The organism is Nocardiopsis quinghaiensis, from assembly GCF_008638365.1.
In the GTDB taxonomy this organism is placed as follows: domain Bacteria; phylum Actinomycetota; class Actinomycetes; order Streptosporangiales; family Streptosporangiaceae; genus Nocardiopsis; species Nocardiopsis quinghaiensis.
Window position 1 is genome coordinate 1 of sequence record NZ_VWVU01000022.1, and the last position, 22,204, is coordinate 22,204.

Here is a 22,204-nt window from a genome sequence, read left to right on the forward strand (position 1 = left end):
TGTGGTGGGGTGGGAGAGTAGGTTGCTGCCACGGTTTGTTTTGGGGGGGTCGCCTTGCGGGGTGGCCCCCCTTTTTTTGTGTGTGGGGGTGGGTGGTGTGGGTGTGTGGGGTGTTTGTCCGCCCGGGCTTGTGAACGTGTGAACAAAGGGTGGGGGTGTTCCGGGGTGGGGAACGGTCGGCCGTGCGTGGGTGGGGTGGGGTGTCGGTCGCGCGGGGGTGGAGCACACGACGACGAACCACCTCGGACGGGTTCGGGTAGGACCTCCGGTGAAGCCCGACCACGCACCCGTGGAGCCGAGGCTGACGCGCGACCACACACCCGTGCGCCTGGGGGTGAAGGGAGTTCCGGGCCCGGGGCGGGGGACCCGTGCCGGTGTGTACTGCTTCCGTCTAGTCCTCGTCGACCTCAGGGATGTCGATGAGCTGCCGCAGCAGCGCAAAGAAGTCCTCTTCGCTCATCGCCGACCAGTCCACGTGCTCGTTCATGTCAGCGGTTTTCCCCCAACCCACGGCCGATAAGCCTGTGTGGGCCGCACTGGTTCGAGAAGTCTCGGTTAACGAGGCGTTAGCGCAGGTGGCCGGCTCGACCGGTGGGGGGACCAGAGGGCTCTCGAAGCGGACACGGGGCTGGACGGACTCAGGAGTCCTCTGGTCCCTCAACGGGGGCCGTGGCCCCAACCTTCGACGAGGACGGTCGGCTCGCTTCAGACGCGCTGCTGGAGGGCGCTACGGCACTCCGGGCACCGGCAGCGCTTGTTGTATCCCGTGACGGTGCCGTGCGGCAGGGACGGATCCCGCTGCTCGGTGAGGGTGGAGTCGAGCTGGTTGCCGAAGGCCGTGAGGATACGTGCGGTCGAAAAGACCTGCGTGGAGCTGATGCCGAGTTCGCCCGCGGCGTCGTCGATATGCTTCCCCATCCGGAGTTTCGCGATGAGACGGGACCGGGTGCTCGGCGGCATCTCCGCTTCCGCGTTCGCGATCAGCTGCTCTGCGTCGTTAATGGGGTAGCTCAATGGATTTCCTCTATGTGTACGGTTACGCTCGCCGGAGCGGGCACCTCAAGCATCGTACGCTGTTTCTCCACGCTGGCATCAGGGTGAGACATACGAGACGGGAGACAACGGACACCTTCCTGTTTCCTGCCTCCGCGCACCGGCCCGCGCTCTTCACCGGATCCCCCCGGCCCCCTCCTCCGATCCTTCTCCGAGCCCTCTCGTCCCCTCCTCCGGCCTCCCCACGGCTTCTCCGCACTCGGGTTCCGCCCTCCGCCTCCGCGTCACTCTCCTCCTTTCCTGTCCACGTTCGGTGCGTGGGACGGCAAGGGACCCGGGCAAGGCCGAGGACTGTGGAAGATGGAGCGGAAAGTGCCTCCTGCGCCTCTTATACCTTCTGTGCCTTCTGAGCCTCCTGGGGCCGCAGTCCTCACAGCCCCTGCCACCTTCGTACCAAAAGACGGGTTTGTCGTCCGGACCGTCGGGTTTCCGGCTGCCGTAATGCATCGAATCGGCGGCTCTTTCCTAGAAACGCATTGCTAGATGCTAGACGCCGTGTTTCGCTGGTGGTACAACTCCGCCACTCTGCGTCATGGGATCAGCGTTATGACCAGCCCCACGGTCCGTCGCCGACGACTGTCCGCCGAGCTCCGCCGCCGCCGTGTGCAGGCGGGTATGACCCTCAGCGATGTCGCCGAGGAACTGGAGTGGTCCCCGGCCAAGCTGGGCCATATCGAGACCGGTATCCGCAAGTGGCCCTCCGTCATGGAGATCGCGGCCCTGCTGCGCCTGTACGGGGTGACCGGCGGGCAGCGCGAAGCCATCCTGACCCTCGTCCGGGAGTCTCGGCTGCGCCCGTGGTGGACCGAGTACGAGGACGTGCTCCCGTCCGCGTACGTCGGCAACGAGGCGGGAGCCGTCTCCGTGCAGTCCTACTCGGGCATCCTCGTCCCCGACCTCCTCCAGACCCCCGACTACACCGCCGCCGTGGCACGGGCGCTGGGGTGCGGAGAGCACGCCGTCGAACGGATGGTCGCCGCCTACCTGAAACGCCAGGAGGTCCTCGACCAGGGCGGTCTGGCCCGATACCACGCCATCGTCGAGGAGGACGCCCTCCAGCGGGTGTCCGGAGACCTGGGACTGCTGCGCGCGCAGACCACCCGCATTGTGGAGCTGGCCACCGAGTCGGACCGGGTGACCGTGCAGCTGCTGCCCACGTCGGCCGGCCCGCACCCCGGAGTCGCCGGACCCTTCTCCGTGTTGGAGTTCGACGAGGACGAGGCCGCCCTGGCCTACGTCGAGGCCACCCAGGGCGGTTCGATCGTGGAGGCGGAGGAGTCGGTCGAGGCCTGCAGGCGGGTGTGGTCCGGACTCGCCGGGATCGCGGCGTCTCCGCAGGCCACGCTGGCCATCCTGCGGCGGATGGCGCTGCTGACCTGAGACTGTGGGGGCGCCTCTTCGCGGATCACTCCGAGAAGTTGGTGGAAAACGGTCCACTGTGGCAGGGACCGCTACCAACAGCTTGCTAGTCTGCTTGGTGACAACCTCATAAAGTTCTCTGCGGAGCCCCCGTCTCGTGCGGGAGCCCGTGTGTACACATTGAATCACCGAAAGGGTCCGGACAGTGAAGAAGATCATCGTTCTGGTGCTGGTGGCCCTCGGGGCTTTCGCCGTCTACCGCAAGATCCAGGCGGACCGCGCCGAGCTCGACCTGTGGACCGAGGCCACTGCGGCCAGCGAGGGCTGACCGAACGCCTTATCGGCGGCCGTGAGGTATCCACCGGGCGACCGGGGACCGGTGCCGTTCGCGCCGTCCCGGCCAGCTCCTGAGTGACACGAAGACGTGGGTGGGCCAGAACAATCCCGAGGTGCGACCCACGGCTTTGTGCTGCTTCTGGTCCCGGAGCCGTGGCCCCGACCGGACGGCCCTGCTCGGTGAGCGGGACCGCCCCGATGAAGGTATGCTCTGCATGGTGGCCAGGGCTCACGCCCGGCTCCGAGGGGCCATAGCTCAGCTGGCAGAGCGCCGGTTTTGCATACCGGAGGTCAGGGGTTCGACTCCCCTTGGCTCCACTCGTCTCAAGGCGGCCCCGCGGACAGGCACTGCTTGTCCGCGGGGCCGCCTTCGTCGTGCCTCCCCCGAACACCTCTTCTCCCCCTCCGGGGGTGACGGCCCTTCTGCGGTGAAGGCCGGATCCGGCCAGGATTCTCCCCCGAAATGCACTGTGCGAACTCCGCAAATCGTCCGTGAGGAAACCCCCGCTTTGGAACCCCTGTCCGGATCAAACAGGGATATCTCGGTCAGAGTCTGACGATTCCCTATGGTTACTAACCAGTAATGGCTACTAATCAGTAGTTTCGGGGTTACCAATCAGTAGTTCCGGTTCGCTCCGTCGGGTGGGAAATAGGTGGCGCGTGGAGTCGTGCGGCGGGTGATCCCCGGGGGTCCGTATAGCCCGTTCGGGTGGGGTGGATGACCCAGAGTCCCCTTCGCCCGGACACTCCCCGGTGGTGGGCCAGCTGTGACGGAGCTATGAACCCGCAGGTCATGCGGCTTGTCGGGGAAAGGATGACGGGTGACCTTTCCTTCCGGCCGCACGGGTCCGCTTCTACCACATGCGACTACTCTGCGTATGTGTATGATGACACTTCCTCTAAGTGCAATGGTCCTACTGGGCCATATAAGAAATAGGCCTCTTGGGGTCTGTTGGTGAACTAGGACGAACCGTAGTTTCGACACCAGTGACAACGAGGAAGACAGCGCGCCGAAACGATCAACCCCCGAAGACGGACGTGCGGCCCCCCGCACGGCCATGTGACACCGTCCTCGGATCGGTCCGCGTCTCCTCGCCCGTCGACGGTCGCGCCAGTCGACGGATTTTCCGATCACCACACATGCTGATCTTGGGAGTGGGGCAACATGTGGAATGAGAAGATGGCGACCCGTGCCAAATGCCGGGAGATCGACCCTGACGCGTTGTTCGTGCAGGGGGCGGCCCAGAACCGCGCCAAGCTGATCTGCCGGGGCTGCCCGGTCCGTACACAGTGCCTGGCCGAGGCACTCGACAGCCGTATCGAGTTCGGTGTCTGGGGAGGCATGACCGAACGCGAGCGCCGCGCCCTGTTGCGCCGACGCAAGGACGTCACCGACTGGTACGAGCTGCTCACCAGCGCCGAGCGCCGTTACGAGCGCGAGCGGACCGGGCAGGAGGTCGCGGTCGCCGCGCGGAGTTAGCCGAGGCCCGGGTAGGGGGAGAGCCCCGGCGCCGCCCCGCGGAGGACGCAGACGAAAGTCGGTGGCATCCTCCGCCTCAGGGGGGAGGGGCGGATCAGGGGAGAATCAGGGGAGGCCCCTATACCCATAATCGCCCTGACGGCGCATCATGGTGGGAGTGCGGCTGATCGGTGCCGTACTCCCGTCGCCGTTGGGAGTGGGAGTGGGAGTGGCTGTGCAGGATCCTCAGTATCCGGCGAGGCGCGCCTGGGAGCCACAGGCCAGGCCGCAGATCCGCCTCACCGACGCCGAGCGCGACGACGTCATCGGAGTCCTCCAGGAGGCGTTCAGCCGCGGTCAGCTCGACGAGGAGGAGTTCGGCGAGCGCACCGAGAAGGCCATGCGGGCCAAGTTCGGGGCCGACCTCGCCCCCCTCACGGAGGACCTGGGCCTCAGCCAGGCGGGGGCGCCCCGGTCGGCGCCCGCAGGTCCGTTCGGAGCCTTCAGCGGTCAGGGGAGGACCGATTCCAGGACTCCCCTGCCGAGCACACAGGCCGAGCGGGTCATGGCCGCGGTCGGCCACAGCGGGAACTACTTCTTTCCCGTCATCGCGCCCCTGGTGACCTTCCTCCTCAGCAGCAGGCTCTCGCCCTACGTACGCCGTCAGGCCATGGAGTCGCTGAACTTCCAGATCTTCTGCTTCGTCACCGGGACCGTGAGCGTGCTCCTGTCCTGGCTCATCGCGCCCCTCCTGGTGACGCTCGCCGTCGTCCTGGGCTGGACGGTGCTTCCGGCCGTCGCCAGCATCGCCAGCCTCATGGGCAGGAACTGGCGCTACCCGATGCTCTTCCGCGTCGTCAAGGACGACTGAGCGGGCCTCACCGGAGCGGGGAGCCTCGGAGCGGAGGGCTCGCACCGGTACGGGCCGCCGCACCGGCACGTCCCGGCACGGGGCCGGTGTACCGGTGGACGCGGTCGCCCCCGGACACGGCGATGCCGGGACGGAGGGACCGCCCCGGCGAGGGGACAGGGATCAGGGGGAGGGGACCGGTCCGCGGGCGGGACTCCTCGCCCCGCCCGACACGGCGATCCGTCTCCCGTTCCTAGCTGCCAGGCTGCCCGTTCTCCTTGGCCCGGTTGTTGCCCGTGGCCGTACGAACGGCCTCCTTGCCCTTGCTCCTGGCCGTCTTGGCGGTGTCCTCGGCGCCTTCCTTGGCCTTGTCAGCCGTCTTGGACGCCCTCTCCTCCAGGTCCTCCCTGGTTTCGCGGACCTGGTCGCGCGCCTGGTCCAGGTGCTCCTGCCATTCGGCGTCCTGGGACGCCTGGCGCAGGCGGATGAGCGAGTACACGACCAGCCCGCCGACCACGGCGGCACCACCGATCAGGGCTCCACGGGAGACACCGCGTTTGCCCCGCCGCATCAGTCGCAGCCCGCGACGCCCCTGGACCGGGCTGACGCGGTGAGCGGCGGCGTTGAGCGCCTCGGCCACACGCGGGGCCACGGTGTCCTCCACGCGCTGCGCGGCGTTCTCCAGCCGTGGCGCGGTCCATCCGCGGGCCTGGAGGAGCTTCAGAGCGGCCTGGTCGCGCGCCTGGTCGGCGTACGGGCCGATCCTGTCGGCCTGCCCCTTGGCCATGTCCTGCAGGCGGGCGAGGGCGAGGGTGACCTCCGCCTCCTTGCGTGCCTTGCGCCGCTTGGAAGTGATAGGCACGTCGTCAGCTCCTTCGATCGTTCACCGGTTCTACGGTCCCCACCCGGGTGGCCGGCGATCGATGCCACACAGGCGGATTCCTCGTCGTCCTTACCCGTTACCCGGGTGTTATCTCAACATACGTCCTCTCCGCGTGCGATCTACGTTTCGACACCGCACGGCGGGTTTTCTCCTCGCGTTTCCCCGGAGTCGGGTCGTTTCCCGCCTCCTCGTCCCCATCTCCCGGAGCCAGGCCGTCCCCACTCCGTCGAACTGTTCGGAGTCGGGTCCCCCCTACCCCGTCGAACTGATCGGACACCACCACCGCGGCGACCGGTGCAGACCGAGCCCGGGACGCGGACGGGTAACGTGAGCACGTAAACGAAGTCAACCGAAAGGTACGTAGGTGTCGGACTCCACGGTTCAGCCCACCGCGCGGCTGAACACCTCCAAGGGAACCATCGTCGTGAAGCTGTTCGAGGAGGAGGCGCCGGAGACGGTCGCCAACTTCATCGGCCTGGCCGAGGGGTCGAAGCAGTGGATGGACCCCACCACGGGCAAGCCGTCCGACAGCAGCCTGTACGAGGGCACGATCTTCCACCGCGTCATCGACGGCTTCATGCTCCAGGGCGGTGACCCGCTCGGTACCGGCCGCGGCGGCCCCGGCTACACCTTCAAGGACGAGATCCACCCGAACCTGCGTTTCGACCGCCCGTTCCTGCTGGCCATGGCCAACGCGGGTCCGGGGACCAACGGCTCGCAGTTCTTCATCACCGTGGACAAGCCGTACTGGCTCGACGGCCGCCACACCATCTTCGGCGAGGTCGTCGAGGGCACCGATGTGGTCACCGGGATCTCCCAGGTCGCCACCGACTCGCAGGACCGTCCGCGTGAGGACGTGGTGATCAACAGCATCGAGATCAGCCGGTAACGGCGACGGTGCTCAGATTCCGAGGAGGAAGAACCCGCCCATGAGCACGCCCCCGCCGCCGTCCGGACCCTCACCGGAACCGGAACCCCGGGCTTCGCGCACCTGCTACCGACACTCCGACCGGGAGACCGGAGTCAGTTGCAGCAGGTGCGAGCGGCCCATCTGCCCGGACTGCATGGTCGAGGCGTCCGTGGGCTTCCAATGCCCCGGCTGCGTCTCGGAGGGGAACCGTGGGATGCGCCGGGCACGGACAACGTTCGGGGGCAGGGCCGTGACCAGGCCCTACGTGACGTGGACGATCCTGGGCATGATGGTGGCAGGATTCATCGCCCAGCTGGGCACCTCCGACCCGGTCGGTCAGGCGGGCGCCTCACCGCTGGTCTGGGAGTTCGCCATGCTCGGCCTCGGCCAGGTGGAGGGAACACTCCTCGGGGTGGTCGCCGACGAGTGGTACCGACTGATCACGGCCGCGTTCCTGCACGGCAGCATCTTCCACCTGTTGTTCAACGGGTACGCCATGTACATCCTGGGAACGCAGCTGGAGCGCTGGCTGGGACACGGCCGCTTCCTCGCCCTGTGGGTGCTCGGCGCGCTCGCGGGGTCCGTGCTCAGTCTCCTGGTGGCGCCCAACCAGTTCTCCGTCGGGGCCTCCGGCGCGATCTTCGCCCTCTTCGGAGCGGTGTTCGTGATCGGCAGACGGCTCCGCCTGGATCTGAGGATGGTCGGTGTCCTGTTGGCGGTCAACCTCGTGTTGACCTTCGTGGTCCCGAACATCTCCTGGACCGCGCACATCGGCGGACTGGTCGCCGGGTTCCTCCTCGGCGCCGTGTTCGCCTACCTGCCGGGAAGATCCGCGGGGAGCACGGCCCGCACGGTCACGCACGTCTTGCTGGCGTCGGCGTTCGCCGCGCTGCTCGCGGCCCTGGTGGCCACGGCGCCGCTGATCATCATCGGCTGACGGCGCACCGAGTCGAACGGGCCCCGGGGGAGGATTCTCCGGGGCCCCTCCCATGCGCTGGCGGGCGGCCACGGCCCGGGGACCACCCCTGTGCCCGCCGGTACCGCGGTCCGCTGGGAGGGCTGTCCGCGGGCACAGCGAAAAGAGCTACCCACAGCCTGTGGATAACCCTGTGGAAAACGTGTGTCGGTGCTGTTCAGCGCGGGTGCGCATGTCTACGTGAGGGGCACCCGCGCCGATCTTCGAGAGGGCGTGCCCGCCAACCGCCGCGAGGTCAGTGCCAGCGCGTGGACAGGATGACGGCCATGATGATCCCGCTGAATCCGATCAGCAGGTTCCAGTTGTGCCAGTCCTGCATGTACGGGATCTGGGCACCCGCGATGTAGTAGACCGCGATCCAGAGAATGCCCAAGGCGAAGAAGCCCAGCATCGTCGGGACCAGCCAGCGCGGACTGACCTTGGGCTTCTCCTTCGAAGGAGGCGGCGTGTAGACGGCCTTCTTCTTGCGATCGCTGCGGGACTTGGGCACGGTCGCTGCTCCAGTACGTGGGGCGGGTTCGTCAACGAGAACACAGTCTACGCCCCGGGGGCGGCCCCCGTCACCGGTGGGCCGTCCCGCACCACGGAGCGGTGCGCCCCCGGACCGCACCCGCACACCTCCGGTACGACGGCGGGCCGTGTCGCGCCTTCGCACGACACGGCCCGCCGACCTCGTCCGGCTGCCTCAGTCCTCGCGGATGAAGGGGAACTCGAAGCCGTCCCCGTTACCGTTGCCGTTGCCCGGAGGCGACTGTTCGCCGTCCCCGGGCGGGGACTCCCCGCCGTCCTCCGGAGGTGACCCGTCGTCGTCCGGGGGCTCCTCCGGCGCCGGTTCGGTCGCGAGCACGATGTTCACCGTGGTCCCCGGCTCCACCGTCTGCCCGGACTGCGGGTCATGCCTGATGACCGTGCCCGTCGGGCCCTCCGTGCTCGGCTCCTCCGTGAAGGAGGCGGTCAGCCCCCTCTGGTCCAGGGCGGACTGGGCACCCGACTGGGTCATTCCGACCAGGTCGGGAACCTCCACCTGGTCGGGACCGGAGGAGACCAGCACCGTGATCTCGGCGTCAGGTGCGACCTCGTCCCCCGCGGGCGGGTCCGTGCCGATCGCGTTGCCCTCGGGCACGCTGTCGTCGGCCCTCTGCGCGGTGGTGACGTTCCCGAAGCCCGCGTCGCCCAGCGTGTTCGCGGCCTCGGACTCGCTCTGGCCCTCCACCGACGGGATCTCGACGGCGTCCGGCCCGCTGGAGACGTACAGGACGATCTCCTCGGACAGCTCCGCCGTCTCGCCGCCGGCAGGGTCGGTCTCGATGACCTGGCCCTCCTCGACATCCCCGTCCGCCCGCTGCTCGGCCCTGGTGTCGTCGAAGCCCGCCTCGCCGAGTTCGGTCTGCGCCTCCGCGGCCGTGGACCCGGCCACGTTCGGCACCTCGGCGGTCTCCGGATCAGGAGGGCCGGTCCCCTCGCTGATCAGCCAGAACACCAGCGCCAGGGAGGCGATCACGCCGACGCCGAGCAGCACCCACAGCGCGGTCTTCCCGGCGTTGTTCCCCCGGCGGTCGTCGTAGTCGTCGTAGTCGTCCCCGTAACCGTCGTAGTCGTCGTAACGGTCGTTGGGCGCGGGAGGCATCGCGGTCGTGGCCCCGGCCGCCGCCATGGCCATGGTGCCCGCCTGGGTGGGCATCCCGGCCAGGCCGCGCTGGATGTCCGCGCGCATCTCGGCGGCGTTCTGGTACCGCTCCTCGCGGTCCTTGGTCATCGCCCGCAGGGTGATGTCCTCCAGCCACTCGGGGACCTGCGGGTCCACCTCGCTCGGCGGAACCGGATCCTCGCGTACGTGCTGGTAGGCGATCGAGACGGGGGAGTCGCCGGTGAACGGCGGATGGCCGGTGAGTAGCTCGTAGAGCACACAGCCCGTGGAGTAGATGTCGCTGCGCGGGTCCACGCGCTCGCCGCGCGCCTGCTCCGGGGACAGGTACTGGGCGGTGCCGATGACCTGGGAGGTCTGCGTCATCGTCGCCTGGTCGTCCGACATCGACCGGGCGATGCCGAAGTCCATCACCTTGACCTCGGCGTTACGGGTCAGCATCACGTTGGCGGGCTTGATGTCGCGGTGGACGATCCCGTTGTCGTGGCTGTACTCCAGGGCCTTGAGGATGCCGTCGACCAGTTCCGCCGAGCGCTCCGGCAGCAGGCGGCGGTCGTCGTCCAGCAGTTCCTTGAGGGTTCGTCCGTCCACGTACTCCATGACGATGTACGGGAGGGACAGTCCGTCGACCATGTCCTCGCCGGTGTCGTACACCGCGATGATGGCGGGATGGTTCAGGGAGGCCGCTGACTGGGCCTCCCGTCGGAACCTCGCCTGGAAGACGTGGTCGCGGGCCATGTCGTGTTTGAGGGTCTTGATGGCGACGAGTCGGTCGAGGCGCAGGTCGCGTGCGCGGTAGACCTCGGCCATGCCGCCACGCCCGACGATGGTGTCGAGCTCGTAGCGTCCGCCAAGGAGCCGGGGCTGGGACATGTCGTGTACTGATCCTCGTGTCTTCCGGAGGCCGCCCGCGGGCCGCCGCCTACCCTGAACGTCTCTCGCTCACGGTGTCGGTGTTGTGGGTTCGCCGCCACCCGGGGGGGTGGTGTTCCCGCCGCCGCCCCCGTCGTCCGGCGGCGGGGACTCGTCGGGGGGATCGTTCGGGTCGGGACTCTCCCCACCGGAACCGCCGTCCTGGTCCCCGTCCTCGTTCCCGCCCTGGTCCCCGTCCTCGTCTCCGTCCCCCTCGGGAGGACTGGGTTCCTGGGCTCCCCCCTCGGGGTCGGGACTCCCGCCCTCGACGGGTTCCCGCGGGTCCGTGGACCAGTCGGTCCCTCCGCCGGTGTTGTCGGGGGGCACTTCCGAGGTGGTGTCGTCCGCGGGTTCCTCCGTGTTCTCCGGGGACGGGGAGGAGGTCACGGGCGGAGTTTCGAGGGAGTCGCGTACGTTGTCGGCCCCCTGGTCCCCGCTGTAGAGGAACCCGGCCACCGCCGCGGCCGCGATCAGGACCGTCGCGGCGATCGCCGCCATGATCACGGGAGCGCTGACACGTCGCTCCCGTGATCCGGACAGACTAGCGGAGCCCCCTCCCCGGTCAGGGGGGACGGGCGTCTGTCCGCCGCTCTGGCGCGACACGGCGCCCGAACCGATGTCGGTGATCGCGCTCGCCACCGCGGTCTGGGCCATGCCCTCGAAGCCCGCGGTGGGTGTCGGCGGCCCGGTGCCGGAGTTGGAGCGGATGACCGCGGCCATGTGCGCCACCTCGCTGGCCGACGCGGGTCGCTCCCCCGGGTCCTTCAGCAGCAGCGAGGACACCAGGTGGTCGACGTCCGCCGGGATGTGGTCGGGCAGCTCCGGCGGGTCCTCGCGGGTGTGCGCCAGCGCCAGCGCCACCGGGGTGTCGCCGGTGAACGGCGGCGTCCCGGCCAGGCACTCGTAGGCCACCACACCGAGCGCGTACAGGTCGGAGGAGGAGCTCGCGGGCCTGCCCGACGCCTGCTCGGGCGAGATGTACTGGGCGGTGCCCATGACCATGCCGGTCTGGGTGAGGGTGACCGACATGTCGCCCCTGGCGATGCCGAAGTCGGTGAGCTTGAGCTGGCCGTCGGCGGTGACCAGCAGGTTCCCCGGCTTGATGTCGCGGTGCACCACGCCGCGCGCGTGCGCGGCGGCCAGGGCCTGGGCCGCCTGGCAGACGAAGTCCAGGGTCTGGTCCGGGCTGAGGCGTCCCTTCTCCCGTAGCACCTGGGAGAGCGGTTCACCGACCACGAGTTCCATGATCAGGAACGCGCGGCCCCCCTCCTCGCCGTAGTCGTAGACCTGGGCGATCCCGGGATGGGAGAGGCCGGCGGTGATCCGGCCCTCGGTGCGGAACCGCTCCCTCGCAGTGGGCTCGGCCATCTGCGCGAGGTGCAGCAGTTTCACCGCGACGGGGCGGTTGAGCAGGGTGTCGGCGGCCTTCCAGACCGTGCCCATACCGCCGGAGCCCACCTGTTCCTCCAGGCGGTAACGGTCGCTCAGAACGGTCCCGGTGAGTCCACCGGAACCGCTCTGGGAAGATGGCTCGTAGGCGTTCACTACAGAACCGCTGCCTCCATCATCTGACGGGCGATCGGGGCCGCCAGCTCGTTGCCGCTGCCACCGCCGAACTCGACCACGACCGCGACCGCGATCTGCGGATCGTCAGCCGGGGCGAAGCCGATGAACCAGTTGTGGGTGTCGTTGCCCTCACCGGTCTCGGCGGTACCGGTCTTGCCCGCGACCTCCACCCCGGAGATGGCGGCGTTGGTGCCCGAACCGCCCTGCTGGGTGACGCCGACCATCATCTCGGTGAGGTCCTCGGCCGTGCTGGCGCTGACCGCCTGGGAGTAGCTCTCCGGCGTGGTCTGGGTGACCACCGACAGATCCGAGTCGCGCACGGTGTCCACCACGTAGGGTCGCATGACCTCACCCGAGTTGGCCACACCCGAGGCGACCATCGCCATCTGCAGCGGGGTCGCCTCCACGTTGGACTGGCCGATACCCGCGCGGCCGAGGATGTTGGGGTCGGTCTCGACCGGGACGTAGCTCGGGGTCACCTCCAGCGGGACGGTGAGCTCCTCAGCCGACTCCGCCGCCTCCGCGCTGGGGTGGAACCCGTACGCGGCGGCCTGGTCCGACATGTTCTGGCCGCCGGCCTCGATCGCCCAGTTGGCCATCGAGGTGTTGCAGGAGATCTGGATCGAGTGCGCCAGGGTGTCCGGCTGGCCGCCGTTGCAGGTGCCGCCCGGGGTGGCGTTGGGCAGCTCCCTGCCCAGATCCAGACTGTCGGGCGCGTCCATGGTGCTGTCCGGCCCCGCGTCCAGGTACTCCATGGCCGCCGAGGCGGTCACCACCTTGAACGTCGAGCCCGGGGGGTAGCGCTCGTTGAGGGCCCGGTTGAGCAGCGGCTTGCGCGGGTCGTTCTCCAGCTCCGTGTAGTTGGCCACGGCCTGTTCGGTGTCGGTGATGCTGGTGACGTCGTTGGCGTCGTAGGACGGGTAGGAGACCGCGCCCAGGATCGCCCCCGTCTGGGGGTCGAGCGCGACGGCCGCGCCGTTCTTGCCGCCCAGGTTCTTGAAGCCCTCGTAGGCCGCCTTCTGTACCGCCGGGTCCAGGGTCAGCTGGACCTGGGCGCCCTCGGGCTCGCGGCCGGTGATGATGTCGCGGAAGTTGCGCACGGCCAGGCGGTCGTCGGAGCCGTCGAGCAGCGAGTTCTCGGTGTACTCGATACCCGAGGCGCCGTAGGTGCGGAAGGAGCCGACGATCGGCGTGTACAGGCCGCCGCCGGTGTACTCGCGCTGGAACCGCGGGGGCTTGCCCTCCTCGGCGATGTTGTCCGAGAAGGCCACGTTCTCATCGGCGACCTGGATGGGTCCGCGCTGCTCGCTCAGCCGCTCGCTGAACTTGCGGGTGTTGAGCGGGTCGTCGCGGATGGCCTCGGCCTGGAAGCCCTGGATCCAGGTGACGTTGAGCATCAGGACCAGGAGCAGGAACAGGGAGAAGATGCTGAGTCTGCGGATCGGTGTGTTCATCGTTGGATCACCTGGGTCGCGCCCTCGTCCTGGATGGCCTGCGGTGCGGGTCGGCGGGCGTTGTCGCTGATGCGGAGCAGGATGCCCATCATGATCCAGTTCGCCATCAGGGCGGAGCCGCCGGCCGCCATGAACGGCGTGGTCGAACCGGTCAGCGGGATGACCCGGGTCAGGCCGCCCAGGACGATGAAGACCTGGTAGGCGAGCAGGAAGGCGACACCGCTGGCCAACAGCTTGTTGAACGCGCCGGTGGCGGCCAGGGCGATGCGCATGCCGCGTTCCACCAGCAGGCCGAGGGCCAGCAGGATGGCGAGCAGCCCGGTCACGCCCAGCTCCTCGCCGAGCGTGGCGAGGATGAGGTCGCTGTCGGCCGCGAAGACCTCGTACATCTCACCGGCGCCCAGGCCCGTGCCGAAGAGCCCGCCGTAGGCCATGCCGACCAGCCCCTGCACCAGCTGCTGGCTGCCGCCGACCGCGTAGTAGACGTCTTCCTCGAAGGCGTGGAACCAGATGTTGACGCGGGCCTGGACGTGCCAGAAGAGCAGGTAGGCGGTGAACGCGCCGGCCGCGAACATGGCCAGGCCGATGGTCACCCACGAGGAGCGCTGGGTGGCCACGTACAGCATGGCCAGGAAGGTGCCGAAGAGCAGCAGCGAGGTGCCCAGGTCGCGCAGGAGCACCAGCATGCCGATGGCCAGTACCCAGCCGACGAGGATCGGTGCCAGGTCGCGCGCCCGGGGCAGCTCGATGAGTGTGAAGCGGCCGATCCTGATCGGCTTGCCGACGATCTGGAGGACCTGGCGCTTGTTCATCAGGTAGGACGCCAGGAAGATCACCAGCGCGATCTTGGCGAACTCCGAGGGCTGCATGGTGGCCGACCCGACGCCGATCCACAGGCGGGCGCCGTAGTGCTCCTGGCCCAGGCCGGGGACGGCCGGGAGCGCGAGCAGGATGATCGCGACCAGGCCGCTGACGTAGGTGTAGCGCTGCAGGACGCGCGGGTCCTTGAGGAAGATGATGATGAGGAAGCAGAAGGCCAGGCCGACCGCCGTCCAGACCAGCTGCATGCCGACGCCGGCGCGCTCGACGTCCTCGACCTCGACCGCGTTGATCCGCCAGATCATCGCCACGCCGATCCCGTTGAGGAACAGCGTGCAGGGCAGGATGAGAGGGTCGGCGTAGGGTGCCACGAAACGCATCGCCACGTGCGCGGCGGCCGACAGGGCGGCGAAGGTCAGGCCCACCGTCCACATCGCGGCCGGGACGCCGCCGCTGATGTTGATGCCCGCGATCGCGATGCCCGCCATGGTGATGCCGATGGCGAGGACGATGAGGGTCAGTTCGGCGTTGCGCCGCTTGACGGGCGGCAGCGCGGTCGGCGCCTCGGGAGCGGAGGTGTTACTCAAGCCGGCTCACCCGGACCCTTCCTCGGCCGCCGTGGCCTCGCCGAGCATGTCGACGCGCTCGCGGGCGTCGTCGAGGTCCTCCGCGGGGAGGGTGTTCTCCACGGCGCCGCGGTCGGCCTCCGAGAGCGTCTCCAGGGAGATCCGGGTGTCCTCCACCTCCTCCGACAGGCTGAAGCCCGCGATGTCGGTGTTGATGCCCTGGTAGATGCTGACGGTGTCACCGGAGGGTGAGGGGCCCACGTAGTACTGGCTGTCCACGTACTGGCGGCCGAAGTAGTAGGTGGCGCCCGCGACGAGGGCGACCACGATCACGAACACCAGCACCATCGGCCACCAGCGCCTGGCGCGGTACTCGCCTTCCTGCTCCCGGCGGCTCCGCCGGGCCGCCGGCGGGGCCTCGTAGTCGTCGTAGGGCTCGTGGTGGCCGGAGGCCGCGGCGTAGGGCGCCTCGTCCAGGTCCTCGTCCCGCACGGGATCCATCTCGGCGGTGTCACCGCCGCCGCGCAGCTCCTGGGCCCGTCGGGCCGGGCTGTCGTCGCTCTGTCCGTCGCTCTCGCGGCGCTGGTCGGCGGCGCCGACGACCTGGGCGGAGACCGTGGGGCCCTCGCGGTCGGTCTCGGCATCGATGACGTCGGCGACGACCGTGGTGATGTTGTCCGGGCCTCCCCCGCGGATGGCCAGCTCGATGAGCTTCCTGGCCGCGTCGCGCGGGGAGACCTCGGTGGCGAGGGTCTCGTGGATCGTCTTCTTGCTCACCACGCCGGAGAGCCCGTCGGAGCAGAGCATGTAACGGTCGCCGACCTTGGCCTCGCTGATGGAGATGTCGGGGTCGACCGGGCTCTTGCCGTCCAGGGCGCGCAGGATGAGGGAGCGCTGCGGGTGGGTGGCGACCTCCTCCTCGGTGATCTTGCCCTCGTCCACCAGGGTCTGCACCAGGGTGTGGTCGTGGGTGATCTGCTCGAAGCGGGATCCGCGCAGCAGGTAGGCGCGGGAGTCGCCGATGTGGATGAGCGCCACCCGGGGCCCGGCCCAGAGCATGGCCGTCAGGGTGGTGCCCATGTTCTCCAGCTGGGGCTCCTCCATGATCCTGCGGGAGAGGGAGGCGTTGGCCTGCTCGACGGCGTGCTGGAGCACCTCGGTCATCTCGTCGGACTTCGGAGACTCGGAGTCGAGCCGGCGGATCGAGGAGATCGCGATGGAGCTGGCCACCTCGCCGCCCGCATAACCGCCCATGCCGTCGGCGACCGCGAGGAGGTGCTGGCCGGCGTAGCCGGAGTCTTCGTTGCCTTCGCGGAGGCATCCAACATCGGAGTACGCCGCGTATCGGAGAGCGATTGTCATTTGCGCAGTTCCAGGACGGTTTTGCCGATACGGATGGGCTGACCCACCGTGATGGGCTGAGGGCGGTTCAGCTTCTGCTGGCCGAGGTAGGTGCCGTTCGTCGAGTTGAGGTCCTCCACGAACCAGCGGCCGTTGTCGGAGTAGACGCGCGCGTGGCGCCCGGACGCGTAGTCGTCGGTGATGACGAGGGTGGAGTCCGGAGCGCGTCCGATGAGGATGGGCTGGGAACCCAGGTCGACGGTGGTCCCCTTGAGCGACCCCTGGGTCACGACCAGGGCGGTGGGCTCGTTGCGGCGCGCGCGTGGCGGCCGGGACGAGTACGACGGCGAGGGTGCTTCCCGGCGCGGGGCGGAACGCGGCGCGGGGCGGGGTTTCCTCCGCGGCTTCTTCTTGGACGAGCCGAAGAGGTCCGTGCGGATCACACCGATCGCAGTGAGGACGAACAGCCAAAGCACCGCGAGATACGCGATCTTGATCAATATGAGGGTCAAGTTGGACATCGAACTGCTCTTCAGCCCCTGTCGTGCTTCGGCCGGGGTGGCGGTCGTCTGCGCCGCCACCGTTTCTTCCCCACCTTCGTGTCGGTGAGTGTCGAGGTCGCCGGCCGCGGCTTTCGGCCGCGACCATTGTGCCCGATCGGTCAGGTCTTCGCGGAGACTACCCTCCCGGCCGGATATCCGACAGCGGGTCCGCATTCGGCCTGCCTCGGGCTTTCGACCTGTCAGACGCCGACGGAACGCTGTTGGTTGCGGTCCTGTCGGGTCTGATCAGTCGGTTCCACCGGGCCGTCAGCCGCGGCGGAACGTCATCGTGGTACGGCCCAGACTGATCCTGCTGCCGTCCACCAGGCGGGCCTGCCTGACCTGTTGTCCGTTGACGAAGGTCCCGTTCGTCGATCCCTTGTCCACCAGGATCGCCTCGTCGCCGTCCAGGCGGATCTCCACGTGGTGACGGGAGACGCCGTTGTCGACCAGGCGAAGGTCGCAGTCGGTGCCGCGACCGAGGAGGGTCACCGGGGTGGTCAGCTCGAAGGACTGCTGCATACCGTGGCTGGAGATACTGCCCTCGGTGGCGGCGCCACCGGGGGAGATCAGCAGGCGCGGACGGCCGGTCTGGTGCTGGCCGCCGGACGGGCCGGGGTCGCCGACGGGCTGCCGGACCTCGCCGTCCTTGCCGACCATGGTGCCGCGAACGACACCGGAACGGATCCGGAAGCGGCCCGTCTTGAGGCCCTCGTCGGACCTGAAGTGAACGCGTACCGGACCCACGAAGGAGTAGCCCTGCTCCGTCGCGTAGTCGCGTGCCAGTTTGGACAGTTCCTGCCCCAGGCTGTCGGCGTAGACTTCCAGGCGCTCCTTGTCGCTGGCGGCCAGTTCGACGATGAAGTCGTTCGGGACCAGGGTGCGGCCCTGGGCGACGATTGCCGCGCGCTCGTCCATCTCACGCTGGACGGCGCTCGCCACCTCGACCGGTTGGAGCTCGGACTTGAAGGCCATCGCGAAGGTGCCTTCGATCATGCCCTCAAGCCTGCGCTCGAAGCGTTGGAGCACTCCCACGAGGTACCTCCCTTTTGTACTCCACTTCGTATGTGTAGACGATCGTAACCGGGTCAGGGGGCCCCTGGTTTCAGGCGCACCCCTGAGAGAGCCCCGCGAGGGGCCCGCAACCGGCGGACCGGAATGCGTGTGCGACCTACCTTCGGACCGTGCTAGCCTTGTTCATGTCGCCAGGGGGAACCGGACGAAAAGCCCGGATCACCTGGCAACACAACTGCATACGAGTCACTCGGGCGGGTGGCGGAACGGTAGACGCGCACGGTTCAGGTCCGTGTGTCCGAAAGGATGTGAGGGTTCAAATCCCTCCTCGCCCACACTGTGCGGGCTGCTGCTCGCTGGCCTTCGGCCAGCTTGCCGGTGGCCCGCAGTTCTTTTTTCGGGGGACGACCCCCGTACCCCCGAAGGTCGCGGGCTGCTGCTCGCTGGCCTTCGGCCAGCTTGCCGGTGGCCCGCAGTTCTTTTTTCGGGGGACGACCCCCGTACCCCCGAAGGTCGCGGGCTGCTGCTCGCTGGCCCTCGGCCAGCTTGCCGGTGGCCCGCAGTTCTTTTTTCGGGGGACGACCCCGTTGGGCCAGGATACCCGGTGGAGGCCGCCAGGCGGCCTCCACCGGGTTCCCGCGTTCCAGGGGCCGAAGCACCCCCGGGCACGCGGGGGCGCCGCGGGGACGGTCTCCACGAGGCGCCCCCGCGGCACCGGAGGGGCCGGTACCGGACAGCGTCCCCCACCGGACGCCTCCGGCCCCGGCCCCGGCTCACGCGGGTCTCCGGCCCGCTCTCATCCCGGTTCGCTCAGTCGGCCCTCCTGGCACCGTCGAGGTCCCACACCTTCAGGTGCCCGCACATACCGCTGCGGAGCGGTCCCGAAGGGGTGTCGGCGGTGTAGACGGCGGATTCCGCGAGGTGTTTCCCGTCACCCTCGGCCAGTGCCTCCAGGTGCCGCACGGTGGTCTGCGCCTGGTGGACCGGCCCGCGCTCGACGTGGTGGCGCCACCCGGCGGCCCGCTCACCGACCAGGTCGGTCGCGGCCCTGTACAGCCCTTCCAGAGCCTCCGGGCCCTCGCGTTCGACTCGTGTGCGCAGTTCCAGATAGCCCTCCACGGCGAGGTCGCGGCGTTCCCGGGCCGCCCGCTCGGCCGAGGTGACGGCCTGGGGCAGCACGGTGGCCTGGCGGTAGGCGTCCGGGTCGACCAGGATCTTGCCGGGATAGGTGAGCACGGCGTCGCCCGACTCCGGCAGGCCCGCGTTCTGCATGACGACCAGGATCTCCAGGTCCCCGCTGTCGTTGACCAGCCGGTGCACGGTTCCCGGCGTGAACCACAGCAGGCTGCCGGGGCGCAACCGGGTCCGCTGGAACCCGGCTCCGCTGAGGGTCTCCAGGGAGCCCTCGCCCCGCAGCACCACGTACCCCTCCGCCGAGGCGGTGTGCAGGTGCGGCGAGCCGCCCGCGAGCCCGTCGGCCGAGGGCCAGTCGTAGACCCGCAGGTGGGAGACGGCGGTGCCGCCGGGGAACCCGGGGACACGGGGGCCCTTCACCGTGCCTCCCCGTGTTCCGTGTTCCCGGAGGCACCCGCCGCGGCGCTCTCTTCCGCCTCCTGTCCCAGTTCTCCCAGGCCCATGTCGGCGAGGTCCTTGGCGCCCTCCCCGCCCTGGTCGCCGTCGGCGACGACGACCGCGTACCGGTAGGCGAGGGTGGCCCCCGCCTCGACGGTCACCACCTCGTCGAAGAACGGCGCCGGGCACACGCAGGCGAAGATCCCGCTGCGCACGAACCACTTCACCGGGTGGCCGGGGTTGTCAGGTGCGTCCACGAACACCAGCGTGGACGCGTCGTTCGTGCCGTCGTGCCGGCCGACGAAGCCCAGCCAGGGCGAGCGCGTCCCCATGAGGTCGTCGTCGCCCTCCTGTCCCTCGGCGTGGACCCGGCCCCCGCTGAAGGAGCGGGGGCCGCGCCAGAACAGCCCTCCGTACCCGGCGTTGGGCCTCCCCTCCGTGGTGGGGCTGCCGAAGGGGACCGCCTCGTCGGTCAGGTTGGTGAACGATGTCGTGAACACCAGGGTCCACGCCCCCCGGTCGGGGGCCGCGGTCACCCGCAGCCCCCGCCGTTCGGAGAACCAGGTCTCGCCCTGCTCGGTCACCCACGCCAGTCGTTCACCGATCGAGACCCGTTCCGGTGAGGCCTCGATCCGGTCGAAGGAGCGGTGCTGTGTCGAGCCGTCGTTGGCGAGCTGCCGGTACCCCTCGTCCCGGAGGTAGGTGGGGCCGCCCCAGAAGTTGGCCGGTCCCACGTTGGGCAGGGACCAGGCGATCCCCTTGTGCCACACGTGGTCGTGCGGCCGGTACAGGCTGACGGTGTCCCCGCCCAGGGTGCGGAGCGGATGGAGGTAGGGGCGCGGTGCCTCCAGTTGGACGTCCCAGGGCTGGTACACGTAGCGGAAGAGCTCGCCGCCGTCGTGGGTCAGGCGCAGCGAGCGCCCCTGTTCGTGGACCAGTCCCAGGCCGCTCGCGGCGGGTTCGCCGCCGTTGGCCGTGGTCGTCGTGGTGTTCGCGGGCATGTCCTCAACCCTTCTGTGGCCGGGCGGGAGGGAGCGCGTCGGTGCTCACTCCTCGATGAAGTACTGCTCCGGGTTGGTCGGTCCGGGGTCGTTGTAGTTGCCGGAGGAGTACATCGTTTCGGGCACGTTGTGGAAGCTGTTCGCGACGATCCCGTAGCCGGGAGGGCTCAGGCTGACCCCCATGGCGTAGAACTGCTCCTGCGTGACCGCCAGGAAGTCGCGCATCAGCCCGATGCGGGCCTCGGGGTCGGGCTCCTCCTTGACGGCGTCGTACATCTCCAGGTGCTCGCGCACCTCGGCGGGCGGTTCCTGGGAGCGGGGGTCGTCGCCGTCGGAGGCGTACCACTGGGCCCACGGGATGCCGAAGTTGGACTCGCCGCTCTGGGTGGGCGCGTACCAGCGCGGGTCGTACATCGCGTCCATCATGCCGTTGTCGCCCGACCACACGTTGGCGTCGTGCTCGTTGTTCTCCCGGCGGGTCTGCCACAGGGAGCGGTCCTCGGTGTTGAGCTCCACGTCGATGTCCAGTTCCTGCCAGAAGCCGACGACCATCTCCATCGAGTCCACGATGTCGGGGCGGAAGTCCGTGGGCGCCGACAGGGTGAACTTCACCGTCTCGCCGCGCGGGCTCGTCCGGAAGCCGTCGGAGTCGCGCTCGTCGTAGCCCGCGTCGTCGAGGATCTCGTTGGCCAGGTCGACGTCGTACCCGGTGTACTGGGTGGCCAGCTCCTCGTTGAAGAACCGGCTCTCCTCGCGGGGCGCGCCCTGCCAGGGCTCTCCCTGGCCTCGGTAGACGACGTCGATGATGTCCTGGCGGTTGATGGCGTGGGAGAGCGCCACCCGGAAGTCGCGGTCGTTGAAGGTCTCCCGGAGCTCCTCGTCCTCGTGGGTGAGGTTGAGGGAGACCATCGCCGTGTTCATCTCGGCGGGCTGGAGCTCGAAGAAGTCGTAGTCACCCGACTCGCGCCCCTCGGCCAGGGTGGGCCGGTTCTCCAGGGTGTTGAAGTGCCGCGAGTGCATGTCGATCTCGCCGTTGAGCGCCCGGACCAGCATGACCTCCTCGTCCGGGAGGATGTCGAAGACGACCCTGTCGATGTAGGGCAGCTGGTTGCCCTCGGTGTCGACCTTCCAGTAGTAGGGGTTGCGCTCCAGCACCATCCGCCCGGAGTCGGCCAGCGGCTCGACGATCCTCCAGGGGTACATGGTCGGGATGTCGGGGTTCTGCCAGTACCGGGCGCTGTCGATCACCCCCGCCTTGTCCTCGAACATCTCGACCCAGTCGGTGTAGCCCTCCTCCTCGGCCAGCGCGTCGGCGTCGGGGTTGTAGTCGATGTGGAACTGCTCCAGGTAGTGCTTGGGCGCCGTCACCACCTGGTACTGGAGGATGTCGGATCCGGCCCAGAGGGCCTGGGGGTCCTCGAAGGCGATGGTGAAGGTCTGCTCGTCGACCTTCTCCGCGGTGCCGGGGCTGGTCGCCGCGACCGGGGTCAGGTCGTGGTTGTTGTAGACGTCGTTGAAGGCGAACACGATGTCGTCGGAGGTGAACGGCTCGCCGTCGGACCAGCGCAGGCCGGCGCGAAGGGTGAAGGTCAGTTCGGTGGCGTCCTCGCTGTACTCCCAGGACTCGGCGAGGTTGGGGATCGCACCCTCCCACTCCGGGTCCCAGCGGGTCAGGTTCTCGTAGCCCACGGTCCGGCCGAGCCAGGGCCAGTCGCCCACGCCCAGGATGGCGGTGTTCCACTCGCCGCCGTACACGCCGACGCGGTCGTGCGGCTCCACCACCAGCGGTTCCTCGGGCAGCCGCTCCTCCAGCGGGGGCAGGTCGCCCGACTCCACGAGTTCGGCGAGCATCGGCGCCTCGCCGGTGCCCCCCGCCTGTCCTTCTCCCTCGACGTCGGGGCCGAAGGAGAAGAAGGAGCACCCGGCGGTCATCACGACCGCCGCCG

19 protein-coding genes and 2 tRNA genes are annotated in these 22,204 nt (G+C 69.0%); 8 read left to right on the plus strand and 13 right to left on the minus strand.

Annotated features, from left to right (window positions below; all coding sequences use genetic code 11):
- Nucleotides 1–705: 705 nt before the first annotated feature.
- Complete coding sequence (locus tag FYX01_RS20390) at nt 706–1,014, minus strand: hypothetical protein (RefSeq protein WP_150243815.1); 309 nt, start codon at nt 1,012–1,014, stop codon at nt 706–708.
- Between the two features lie 585 nt (nt 1,015–1,599).
- Between FYX01_RS20390 and FYX01_RS20395 the strand changes: the two genes are divergently transcribed.
- The 5 genes from FYX01_RS20395 to FYX01_RS20410 all read left to right on the plus strand — a co-directional run bounded on the left by FYX01_RS20395 (nt 1,600) and on the right by FYX01_RS20410 (nt 5,078).
- Nucleotides 1,600–2,433, plus strand: coding sequence for a helix-turn-helix domain-containing protein (locus FYX01_RS20395; protein WP_150243817.1), 834 nt, complete (start codon nt 1,600–1,602; stop codon nt 2,431–2,433).
- A gap of 184 nt (nt 2,434–2,617) precedes the next feature.
- The gene (locus tag FYX01_RS26795; RefSeq protein WP_216349818.1) at nt 2,618–2,740 is read left to right on the plus strand and encodes a DLW-39 family protein; all 123 of its coding nucleotides are present in this window, start codon (nt 2,618–2,620) and stop codon (nt 2,738–2,740) included.
- A 253-nt stretch (nt 2,741–2,993) separates the two neighbouring features.
- Nucleotides 2,994–3,066 (plus strand) — tRNA-Ala (locus FYX01_RS20400).
- An 847-nt stretch (nt 3,067–3,913) separates the two neighbouring features.
- A complete protein-coding gene (locus tag FYX01_RS20405) occupies nt 3,914–4,228 on the plus strand; it encodes a WhiB family transcriptional regulator (protein ID WP_150243819.1) in 315 nt (104 codons plus the stop codon).
- A gap of 214 nt (nt 4,229–4,442) precedes the next feature.
- The gene (locus tag FYX01_RS20410; protein WP_150243821.1) at nt 4,443–5,078 is read left to right on the plus strand and encodes a DUF1707 and DUF4870 domain-containing protein; all 636 of its coding nucleotides are present in this window, start codon (nt 4,443–4,445) and stop codon (nt 5,076–5,078) included.
- A gap of 232 nt (nt 5,079–5,310) precedes the next feature.
- Here the strand turns inward: FYX01_RS20410 and FYX01_RS20415 are convergent, their stop codons facing one another.
- The gene (locus tag FYX01_RS20415) at nt 5,311–5,919 is read right to left on the minus strand and encodes a hypothetical protein (RefSeq protein WP_150243823.1); all 609 of its coding nucleotides are present in this window, start codon (nt 5,917–5,919) and stop codon (nt 5,311–5,313) included.
- Between the two features lie 385 nt (nt 5,920–6,304).
- Here FYX01_RS20415 and FYX01_RS20420 point away from each other — a divergent pair, with 385 nt between their 5' ends.
- Nucleotides 6,305–6,829 carry a peptidylprolyl isomerase gene (locus FYX01_RS20420; RefSeq protein WP_150243825.1) on the plus strand — a complete coding sequence of 175 codons (525 nt, stop codon included), beginning with the start codon at nt 6,305–6,307 and terminating at the stop codon, nt 6,827–6,829.
- A gap of 271 nt (nt 6,830–7,100) precedes the next feature.
- On the plus strand, nt 7,101–7,787 hold the full coding sequence (locus FYX01_RS20425) for a rhomboid family intramembrane serine protease (RefSeq protein WP_317846077.1): 687 nt from the start codon (nt 7,101–7,103) through the stop codon (nt 7,785–7,787).
- A gap of 274 nt (nt 7,788–8,061) precedes the next feature.
- Here the strand turns inward: FYX01_RS20425 and FYX01_RS20430 are convergent, their stop codons facing one another.
- The 8 genes from FYX01_RS20430 to FYX01_RS20465 all read right to left on the minus strand — a co-directional run bounded on the left by FYX01_RS20430 (nt 8,062) and on the right by FYX01_RS20465 (nt 17,706).
- The gene (locus tag FYX01_RS20430) at nt 8,062–8,316 is read right to left on the minus strand and encodes a cell division protein CrgA (RefSeq protein ID WP_150243829.1); all 255 of its coding nucleotides are present in this window, start codon (nt 8,314–8,316) and stop codon (nt 8,062–8,064) included.
- A gap of 195 nt (nt 8,317–8,511) precedes the next feature.
- Nucleotides 8,512–10,344 carry a Stk1 family PASTA domain-containing Ser/Thr kinase gene (gene pknB, locus FYX01_RS20435; RefSeq protein ID WP_150243831.1) on the minus strand — a complete coding sequence of 611 codons (1,833 nt, stop codon included), beginning with the start codon at nt 10,342–10,344 and terminating at the stop codon, nt 8,512–8,514.
- Between the two features lie 69 nt (nt 10,345–10,413).
- Nucleotides 10,414–11,928 carry a serine/threonine-protein kinase gene (locus FYX01_RS20440; protein WP_150243833.1) on the minus strand — a complete coding sequence of 505 codons (1,515 nt, stop codon included), beginning with the start codon at nt 11,926–11,928 and terminating at the stop codon, nt 10,414–10,416.
- Nucleotides 11,928–13,403, minus strand: a complete 1,476-nt coding sequence (locus tag FYX01_RS20445) for a peptidoglycan D,D-transpeptidase FtsI family protein (RefSeq protein WP_150243835.1) — start codon at nt 13,401–13,403, stop codon at nt 11,928–11,930. Before FYX01_RS20445 ends, FYX01_RS20440 begins: the two co-directional genes overlap by 1 nt.
- The gene (locus tag FYX01_RS20450; protein ID WP_150243837.1) at nt 13,400–14,809 is read right to left on the minus strand and encodes an FtsW/RodA/SpoVE family cell cycle protein; all 1,410 of its coding nucleotides are present in this window, start codon (nt 14,807–14,809) and stop codon (nt 13,400–13,402) included. The genes FYX01_RS20445 and FYX01_RS20450 overlap by 4 nt, the downstream gene beginning before the upstream one ends.
- Nucleotides 14,810–14,815: 6 nt before the next feature.
- Nucleotides 14,816–16,150 carry a Stp1/IreP family PP2C-type Ser/Thr phosphatase gene (locus FYX01_RS20455; protein WP_150243839.1) on the minus strand — a complete coding sequence of 445 codons (1,335 nt, stop codon included), beginning with the start codon at nt 16,148–16,150 and terminating at the stop codon, nt 14,816–14,818.
- Nucleotides 16,147–16,650, minus strand: a complete 504-nt coding sequence (locus FYX01_RS20460) for an FHA domain-containing protein FhaB/FipA (RefSeq protein ID WP_150243841.1) — start codon at nt 16,648–16,650, stop codon at nt 16,147–16,149. Before FYX01_RS20460 ends, FYX01_RS20455 begins: the two co-directional genes overlap by 4 nt.
- Before the next feature lie 288 nt (nt 16,651–16,938).
- Entirely contained in the window at nt 16,939–17,706 is a 768-nt protein-coding gene (locus FYX01_RS20465; RefSeq protein ID WP_449406791.1) for an FhaA domain-containing protein, read from the minus strand.
- Nucleotides 17,707–17,937: 231 nt separating this feature from the next.
- On the opposite strand from FYX01_RS20465, the gene FYX01_RS20470 reads away from it, so the two are divergent.
- Nucleotides 17,938–18,020: transfer RNA gene (locus tag FYX01_RS20470), tRNA-Leu, on the plus strand.
- 475 nt (nt 18,021–18,495) lie between these two features.
- Here the strand turns inward: FYX01_RS20470 and FYX01_RS20475 are convergent.
- The 3 genes from FYX01_RS20475 to FYX01_RS20485 are packed head-to-tail and all read right to left on the minus strand — an operon-like array spanning nt 18,496 to nt 22,190.
- Nucleotides 18,496–19,239 (minus strand): cupin domain-containing protein, encoded by a 744-nt coding sequence (locus tag FYX01_RS20475; protein ID WP_150243843.1) that lies wholly within the window; start codon nt 19,237–19,239, stop codon nt 18,496–18,498.
- On the minus strand, nt 19,236–20,258 hold the full coding sequence (locus FYX01_RS20480) for a DUF6807 domain-containing protein (RefSeq protein WP_150243845.1): 1,023 nt from the start codon (nt 20,256–20,258) through the stop codon (nt 19,236–19,238). Before FYX01_RS20480 ends, FYX01_RS20475 begins: the two co-directional genes overlap by 4 nt.
- Before the next feature lie 45 nt (nt 20,259–20,303).
- Nucleotides 20,304–22,190, minus strand: a complete 1,887-nt coding sequence (locus tag FYX01_RS20485; protein ID WP_150243978.1) for an ABC transporter substrate-binding protein — start codon at nt 22,188–22,190, stop codon at nt 20,304–20,306.
- Nucleotides 22,191–22,204 lie beyond the last annotated feature (14 nt).